Origin of the sequence: Pseudomonas sp. GM25, assembly GCF_000282255.1 — a bacterium.
Lineage (GTDB): Bacteria > Pseudomonadota > Gammaproteobacteria > Pseudomonadales > Pseudomonadaceae > Aquipseudomonas > Aquipseudomonas aphyarum.
The window spans coordinates 1-8129 of the sequence record NZ_AKJQ01000024.1 but is presented as its reverse complement, the minus strand read 5'-3'; the positions used below and the strand labels follow the sequence as shown (position 1 = coordinate 8129).

The 8129-nt window shown below is 61.0% G+C and carries 7 protein-coding genes; 3 read left to right on the top strand and 4 right to left on the bottom strand.

Going from position 1 to position 8129, the window contains the following annotated elements; translation table 11 throughout:
- The 3 genes from PMI24_RS06750 to PMI24_RS06740 all read right to left on the bottom strand — a co-directional run.
- Positions 1-985, bottom strand: a 985-nt coding sequence (locus PMI24_RS06750; RefSeq protein WP_007952150.1) for an aminotransferase-like domain-containing protein, incomplete at its 3' end; no start/stop codon positions are given.
- Between the two features lie 132 nt (positions 986-1117).
- Positions 1118-2548: a cytochrome c oxidase accessory protein CcoG gene (gene ccoG, locus PMI24_RS06745; RefSeq protein WP_045121677.1), complete on the bottom strand. Its 1431-nt coding sequence runs from the start codon at positions 2546-2548 to the stop codon at positions 1118-1120.
- Between the two features lie 195 nt (positions 2549-2743).
- Complete coding sequence (locus tag PMI24_RS06740; RefSeq protein ID WP_007952135.1) at positions 2744-2992, bottom strand: DUF3203 family protein; 249 nt, start codon at positions 2990-2992, stop codon at positions 2744-2746.
- 123 nt (positions 2993-3115) lie between these two features.
- Between PMI24_RS06740 and PMI24_RS06735 the strand changes: the two genes are divergently transcribed.
- A complete protein-coding gene (locus tag PMI24_RS06735) occupies positions 3116-3622 on the top strand; it encodes an MgtC/SapB family protein (protein ID WP_007952134.1) in 507 nt (168 codons plus the stop codon).
- Here the strand turns inward: PMI24_RS06735 and PMI24_RS29345 are convergent, their stop codons facing one another.
- Positions 3623-3781, bottom strand: a complete 159-nt coding sequence (locus tag PMI24_RS29345; RefSeq protein ID WP_007952133.1) for a hypothetical protein — start codon at positions 3779-3781, stop codon at positions 3623-3625. It abuts the gene before it with no gap.
- Positions 3782-3999: 218 nt separating this feature from the next.
- Here PMI24_RS29345 and PMI24_RS06730 point away from each other — a divergent pair, with 218 nt between their 5' ends.
- Complete coding sequence (locus PMI24_RS06730) at positions 4000-5997, top strand: alpha-1,4-glucan--maltose-1-phosphate maltosyltransferase (protein ID WP_007952132.1); 1998 nt, start codon at positions 4000-4002, stop codon at positions 5995-5997.
- Between the two features lie 146 nt (positions 5998-6143).
- The coding region (treS, locus tag PMI24_RS06725) for a maltose alpha-D-glucosyltransferase (protein ID WP_007952129.1) at positions 6144-8129 on the top strand (1986 nt) is incomplete at its 3' end.

Genomic DNA, 8129 nt, shown 5'->3' with positions numbered 1-8129 from the left:
GGCCGGCGGCGACCCAGCCGATGCGGTAGCCGGGGGCCAGGCTTTTGGCGAACGAGCCGCAGTGCATCACCAGACCTTCGGTGTCGAAGGCCTTGGCCGGTTTCGGCGCCTGCTGGCCGTAATAGAGTTCGGCGTAGACGTCGTCTTCGATCAGCGGCACCTGATGCTGTTTCAGCAGTTCCACCAGTTCCTGTTTCTTGGCCTCGGGCATGGTCGCGCCCATCGGGTTCTGGAAACTGGTCATGCACCAACAGGCCTTGATCGGATGCCGCTCGAGCGTTTGGGCGAGTACGCCGAGGTCGATGCCATCGCGCGGGTGCACGGGGATTTCCACGGCTTTGAGTTTCAGGCGTTCGAGCACTTGCAGGCTGGCGTAAAACGCCGGGGCTTCGATGGCCACCAGATCGCCGGGTTCGGTGACCGCTTGCAGGCACAGGTTCAGTGCTTCGAGGGCGCCGTTGGTGATCAGCAGTTCTTCCATCGGCAGCATCAGGCCGCCGACCATGTAGCGCAGGGCGATCTGCCGCCGCAGTTGCGGGTTGCCCGGCGACATGTCGGTGACCACCATGCGCGGGTCCATTTCCCGGGCGGCGCTGGCCAGTGAGCGGGACAGGCGTTGCAGCGGGAACAGGGTCGGGCTGGGGAACGCTGAGCCGAACGGCACGGTGCTCGGGTCCTTGATCGACTCGAGCACAGAGAACACCAGTTCGCTGACGTCGACCTTGGTGGACTCGTTGACCTGGCTGCTGATGACTGGCTCCGAGAATGGGCTCGGGGCGTGGGTGTTGACGAAGTAGCCAGAGCGGGGCCGGGCGCGGATCAGGCCTCGGCGTTCCAGCAGGTAATAGGCCTGGAATACCGTGGACGGGCTGACGCCGTAAGTCTGGCTTGCGTAGCGCACCGACGGCACCCGCTGACCGGGGCCGAGGACGCCGGAGCGGATCAGTTCAGCGATGTCGTCGGCGAATTTTTCGTAGCGTTTCATCTTGGGTCCGGATTGATTTCATTCTGAAAGACCGTTTCGCCTTCATTCGCGAGCAAGCTCGCTCCCACAGTTGACCGCATTCCCCTGTGGGAGTGAGCTTGCTCGCGAATGGCTGCGCCGCAGTCTAAGGGATCAGCGATTCATCGGCGCAACAAACCGGCTCTTCGCCACGCTATAAATCTCTGGCTCATCACTGTCGGCAATCTTGAAACTCAAGGTCTGTGAGCTGCTGGCCGCGCGTTCTGTGGTCATCGCCACCGACACCGGCACATCGACGATCTCGCCTGGCGCCAGGCTCAGTTCGGTCTTGCCTTGCAGCTGGAAGCCTTCACCGTCCACCAGCGTCAGGATGTAATCCTGGCGCTGCTGGGTCTTGTTGATGACCTTGAGGGTGTAGATGTTTTCAATCTGACCCTGACCATTCTCGCGGAACAGGCCACGGTCCTTGGTCACGTCCAGCGACACCATCGGCCGTTCAACCAGCGCCAAAGCGAGGGCGCCGATCATCACCACCAGCACCGCGACGTAGCCGATCAGTCGCGGACGCAGCAGGTGTGTCTTGCCACCCTGCAATTCACGCTCGGAGGTATAGCGAATCAGGCCACGGGCGTAATTCATCTTGTCCATGATCGAGTCGCAGGCATCGATGCACGCCGCGCAGCCGATGCATTCCATTTGCAGGCCGTCGCGAATGTCGATGCCGGTCGGGCAGACCTGCACGCATAACTGGCAGTCGATGCAATCACCGAGGCCGGCTTCGGCCGGTTTCACCTCGCGTTTGCGCGGGCCACGGTTTTCGCCACGGGCCACGTCGTAGGAAATCGCCAGCGTGTCCTTGTCGAACATCACGCTCTGGAACCGCGCATACGGGCACATGTGCATGCACACCGCCTCACGCAGCCAGCCGGCATTGATGTAGGTGGCGGCGGTGAAGAACAGCACCCAGAACAGGCTGACACCGCCGATTTGCAAGGTCAGCAACTCTTCGGTCAATGGCCGGATCGGGGTGAAGTAGCCAACGAAAGTCAGACCGGTCAGCACGCTGATCGCCAGCCACAGCGTGTGCTTGGCCGCACGCCGTGCCAGTTTGTTCAGGCTCCAGGGCGCGGCTTGCAGCTTGATCCGCTGGTTGCGCTCACCTTCGGTGATCTTCTCGCACCACATGAAGATCCACGTCCACGAACTCTGCGGGCATGTGTAGCCACACCAGACCCGGCCGGCGAACACGGTAATCGCGAACAGGCCGAACGCAGCGATGATCAGCAGCGCCGACAGCAGAATGAAATCCTGCGGCCAGAAGGTCGCGCCGAAGATGTGGAATTTGCTTTCGGAAAGGTCCCAGAGCACCGCCTGACGACCGCCCCAGTTCAGCCACACCGTGCCGAAAAACAACAGGAACAGGAAACCCGCGCCACTCATGCGCAAGGTGCGGAACAGGCCGGTGAAGCTGCGGGTGAAAATCTGGTTATCGCTGGTGGCGTGTTTCGCCTTCATTGGGCGCGCCGGTACTTTTTTTATCTGGGGAGATGCTTCTACGGTTCGGACGGGGATTCGTTCGCTCATGGTCGTTCGCTCATCAGCCTCCATCAGGCCAGGGAACTATGAGCGCCGATCTGTTTGCATAACAGACTCAGGTATTTCAATAAAAAGCGTATCAGATGAGTTATAAAGCAATGCCTGCGACAACTTGAAGCAGCCCGCAGGCCAAGGCGCAGATGCCTATCCCAGACGCCTGCGCCGGTTGTTGATCGAGGTCAGTCAAATCACCGAATCACTGTCGTCGGCCTTCAGGTGTTTGCGTCCATCCCGGGCACCTGCGACGGTCAACGCATCAGCTTCCGCTTCGGTGACGTAGATGCGCCGTCCTTCCACTTCGACGAACGACATGGCTTTTTCGCTATCTGTCCTGACTTCCAGCGTGTCGCAGATCCGAATCTCTTCACCATTTTCCACGGTGAAAAAACAGACTTTCGATTCCGGATTGCTTTCATCGATACGAAGGGGCATGGGGCTGTCCTTTTTTCACAGGGGATCTGAATCGTTAGGGCCCGCGCTCCGCCGATCGTTCTACGCAACCGATTAATGGTCGCCGCTGTCCACCTTCTATAACCCCTTCACAAGGACTGCACGATGAACGCCTGGTGGCATGAAGTGTGGGAAACCCTGCAAGCCGAATTTGCCGACATCGGCGATGCATCGCAGCTGACGCGGATCACCGTGCGCCTGCTGATGGCAGCGATATTGGGCGGGATTCTCGGGTTCGAGCGCGAGCACAAGGGCAAGGCTGCCGGGGTGCGAACGCACATGCTGGTAGCCCTTGGCGCGGCGTTGTTCGTGCTGGTACCGCAATTGTCCGGTTCCCAGGCCGATGCGATGAGCCGGGTCATGCAAGGTGTGATCGCCGGGATCGGCTTTCTCGGCGCCGGCACCATCCTCAAGAACCACGAAGGTGACGAAGGGCACGTCAAAGGCCTGACCACCGCCGCCGGTTTATGGATGACCGCCGCCATCGGCGTCGCGGCCGGGTTGGGGCGCGAGGCGACGGCGGTGCTCAGTACGTTGCTGGCGTTGGGGATTTTCAGCGTGATGCCGAGGATCGTGAAAATCTTTGAAAAAGATAATGACGATCCTCGTTGATCAAACGATCACCGGCGGCATGGTCGTCGGCGGTTCTTCCTTGGGCGGTGGCGTGGTGCCAGGCGGTTCCTGTTCGGGGATCGGTTGCGGTTCGGTCTCGGGCAAGACCGGTTTGTCGATGTTCGGATCAGGTGTTTCGGCCGGAATCGGAATAGTCATCGGGTGAACCTCCGTGTGGCACTTGGCGTGGGAAGTGCTTAAGTGGGTTGACCACTTCACTGCGAAATCGATCCGATTTTGTGGCGGGGCAAATCCCTGTGAACTTTTCCCGGTATGGGTCGCTCGGAACCTGAGAGAGTTCATCGCCGGGCGCAGGCCCGGTCGTGACCGCCAAACAGGCAAACGAGCGTCCTTGGGGCGTTAAGGAGAGATGCTCAATGACTGCTGAAAAACCCTCCGAACTGAGCTACAACCCGCACATGCCGCTGTCGCAGGCCTTGCTGCTGCCGCGCATCGTCATTGAAAACACCGCGCCGACCCTCGACGGCGGGCAGTTTGCCGTCAAGGCGATTGCCGGTCGGGAGATCGTGGTCACCAGCAAGGTGTTCGCCGACGGTCACGACAAGCTGGCGGTGCGCATTCGCTGGCGCGAAGAGGGCGATGAGACCTGGCAGACCGAAGTCATGAGCGATCAGGGCAACAACGGCTGGCGCGGTGTGTTTCAACCGCAGCGCATGGGCCGCTATCTGTTCCTGATCGAAGCGTGGATCGACCAGTTCGCCAGTTTTCAGTACGAACTGGAGAAGAAGCATACCGCCGCCGTCCCGGTCAGCCTCGAGCTGCAAGAGGGGCGCACCATGGTGCAACAGGCCGCCGAGCGCAGCGAAGGTCAGCTCAGCGAACAACTGGCCGGCTTGCACCACGAATTGTCCGGCCTGCTCGAAACCGAGCAGGTCGCGTTGTTTCTGCACTCGCGCAGTGCGCAACTGATGGCCGAGGCAGATCATCGCGCCTACCTGAGCCTCAGTCCGGAGTTCCCGGTGGACGTCGAGCGCGAACTGGCGGAATTCGCCAGTTGGTATGAGCTGTTTCCCCGCTCGATCACCGACGATCCCGCCCGACACGGCACCTTCAATGACGTGCACTCGCGCCTGCCGATGATTCAGGACATGGGCTTCGACGTGTTGTACTTCACGCCGATCCACCCGATTGGCCGCAGCCATCGCAAGGGTCGTAACAATTCCCTGACCGCCGGCCCGGATGATCCCGGCAGCCCTTATGCGATCGGCAGCGAGGAGGGCGGCCACGAAGCGATTCACTCGCAACTCGGCACCCGCGAGGACTTCCGTCGGCTGGTGGCCGCAGCCGCTGACCATGGTCTGGAAATCGCCCTCGACTTCGCGATCCAGTGTTCCCAGGATCACCCGTGGCTCAAGCAGCATCCGGGCTGGTTCAACTGGCGGCCGGACGGCACGATCAAATACGCCGAGAACCCGCCGAAAAAATACCAGGACATCGTCAACGTCGACTTCTATGCGCCGGAAGCGATTCCGAGCCTGTGGGTCGAGCTGCGCGACATCGTTGTCGGTTGGGTGCAGGAGGGCGTGAAGATCTTTCGCGTCGATAACCCGCACACCAAGCCGCTGCCGTTCTGGCAATGGCTGATCGCCGATGTTCGGACGCTGTACCCGGAAGTGATCTTCCTGGCCGAGGCGTTCACTACCCCGGCGATGATGGCGCGGCTGGGCAAGGTCGGTTACACCCAGAGCTACACCTATTTCACTTGGCGCAACACCAAGGCCGAACTGGCGACCTATTTCAGCGAGCTCAATGAATCGCCGTGGCACGAGTGCTACCGGCCGAATTTCTTCGTCAACACCCCGGACATCAACCCGGCGTTCCTGCATGAATCGGGGCGTCCCGGATTTCTCATCCGCGCGGCGCTGGCGACCATGGGTTCGGGCCTGTGGGGCATGTATTCGGGGTTCGAACTGTGCGAATCGGCGCCGGTGCCGGGCAAGGAGGAATACCTTGATTCCGAGAAGTACGAGATTCGCGTCCGCGACTTCAACCAGCCCGGCAACATCATTGCCGAGATCGCCCAGCTCAACCGCATCCGCCGCCAGAACCCGGCGCTGCACAGCCATCTGGGCCTGAAGATCTACAACGCCTGGAACGACAACATTCTGTATTTCGGCAAGCGCAGCGCGGACGGCAGCAACTTCATTCTGGTGGCCGTCAGCCTCGATCCGCATAACGTGCAGGAGGCGAATTTCGAGCTGCCGCTGTGGGAAATGGGCCTGCCGGACGATGCCACCACCCACGGCGAAGACCTGATGAACGGCCATCGCTGGGACTGGCACGGCAAGTACCAGTTCATGCGGATCGACCCGGCGTATCAGCCGTTCGGGATCTGGCGCATTACTTCCCCTTGATCGTTCCCACGCTCTGCGTGGGAATGCCGCCATGGACGCTCTGCGTCCGCCTTTGGGACGCAGAGCGTCCCGGTATGCATTTCCACGCGGAGCGTGGGAACGATCAGTAGCAGGTTCGGCTTCAATGAATTGAACAGGAGTTTCACATGGCGAAGAAACCCAAGTCAGCCACCTTCATCAAGGATCCGCTCTGGTACAAGGACGCGGTTATCTATCAGGTTCACGTCAAATCCTTTTTCGACTCCAACAACGACGGGATCGGCGACTTTCCCGGCCTGATCGCCAAACTCGACTACATCGCCGAACTCGGCGTCAACACCATCTGGCTGTTGCCGTTCTACCCCTCGCCACGCCGCGATGACGGTTATGACATCGCCGAATACCGTGGCGTGCACAGCGATTACGGGACGATGGCCGACGCCAAGCGGTTCATTGCCGAGGCGCATAAACGCGGGTTGCGGGTGATCACCGAGCTGGTCATTAACCACACCTCCGATCAGCACCCGTGGTTCCAGCGCGCGCGCAAGGCCAAGCCCGGTTCGGCGGCGCGGGACTTCTACGTGTGGTCGGATGACGACCAGAAATACGACGGCACCCGGATCATTTTCCTCGACACCGAAAAGTCCAACTGGACCTGGGACCCGGTGGCCGGCCAGTACTTCTGGCATCGCTTCTATTCGCACCAGCCGGACCTCAATTTCGACAACCCGCAGGTCATGAAAGCCGTGCTGTCGGTGATGCGCTACTGGCTGGACATGGGTATCGACGGCCTGCGCCTGGATGCGATTCCGTACCTGATCGAACGTGACGGCACCAACAACGAAAACCTTCCGGAAACCCACGACGTCCTCAAGCAGATCCGCGCCGAGATCGACGCCAACTACCCGGATCGCATGTTGCTGGCCGAAGCCAACCAATGGCCGGAAGACACCCAGCTGTATTTCGGCGATACCGACGCCGAGGGCGTGAATGGCGACGAATGCCACATGGCGTTCCATTTCCCGCTGATGCCGCGCATGTACATGGCGCTGGCCCAAGAAGATCGCTTCCCGATCACCGACATCCTGCGTCAGACCCCGGAGATCCCGGCCAACTGCCAATGGGCGATCTTCCTGCGTAACCACGATGAACTGACGCTGGAGATGGTTACCGACAAGGAGCGCGACTATCTGTGGAATTACTACGCTGCCGACCGTCGCGCGCGGATCAACCTTGGCATTCGCCGGCGGCTGGCACCGTTGATGGAGCGCGACCGCCGTCGCATCGAGCTGCTAAACAGTCTGCTGCTGTCGATGCCCGGCACGCCGACTCTGTATTACGGCGATGAGATCGGCATGGGCGACAACATCTATCTCGGCGACCGCGACGGCGTGCGCACGCCGATGCAATGGTCGATCGACCGCAATGGCGGCTTCTCCCGCGCCGACCCGGCCAGTCTGGTACTGCCGCCGATCATGGACCCGCAATACGGCTATCAGTCGGTCAACGTCGAAACCCAGGCTGGTGACCCGCATTCGCTACTGAACTGGACCCGGCGCCTGCTGACCGTGCGCAAACAATCCAAGGCGTTCGGTCGCGGCACCTTGAAGATGCTCTCGCCGGCCAACCGTCGCGTTCTGGCCTACACCCGTGAATACACCGGACCGGACGGCAAGCATGAAACCATCCTGTGCGTGGCCAACGTGTCACGCAGCGCGCAAGCGGTGGAGCTCGACCTGTCGGCCTACGTCGGCATGGTGCCGGTGGAGATGCTCGGTGGTAACGCGTTCCCACCCATCGGCCAGTTGAGTTTCCTGCTGACCCTGCCGCCCTACGGTTTCTACTGGTTCGGCCTGGCGGCGGAAAACCAGATGCCGAGCTGGCACGTTGAACCGGCGCAGAGCCTGCCGGACTTCACCACGCTGGTGCTGAAAAAGCGCATGGAAGAACTGCTCGAAGCGCCGTCCCGCGCCACCCTCGAACAGGCGATCCTGCCGAGCTGGCTGCAGAACCGCCGCTGGTTCGCCGGCAAGGACGCTGCCATCGACCAGGTCAAACTGGCCTACGGCGTGCGCTTCGGCGATGCCCAGCATCCGGTGCTGTTCAGCGAAATCGAAGTGCAGAGCGGCGGGCAGACCAGCCGTTATCAATTG

What these genes read in the sequence shown, in the direction of transcription:
- PMI24_RS06730 (WP_007952132.1), top strand. Translation starts at nt 4,000, where the DNA reads ATGACTGCTGAAAAACCCTCCGAACTGAGCTACAACCCGCACATGCCG.
- ccoG (WP_045121677.1), bottom strand. Translation starts at nt 2,548, where the DNA reads ATGAGCGAACGAATCCCCGTCCGAACCGTAGAAGCATCTCCCCAGATA.
- PMI24_RS06740 (WP_007952135.1), bottom strand. Translation starts at nt 2,992, where the DNA reads ATGCCCCTTCGTATCGATGAAAGCAATCCGGAATCGAAAGTCTGTTTT.
- PMI24_RS29345 (WP_007952133.1), bottom strand. Translation starts at nt 3,781, where the DNA reads ATGACTATTCCGATTCCGGCCGAAACACCTGATCCGAACATCGACAAA.
- PMI24_RS06735 (WP_007952134.1), top strand. Translation starts at nt 3,116, where the DNA reads ATGAACGCCTGGTGGCATGAAGTGTGGGAAACCCTGCAAGCCGAATTT.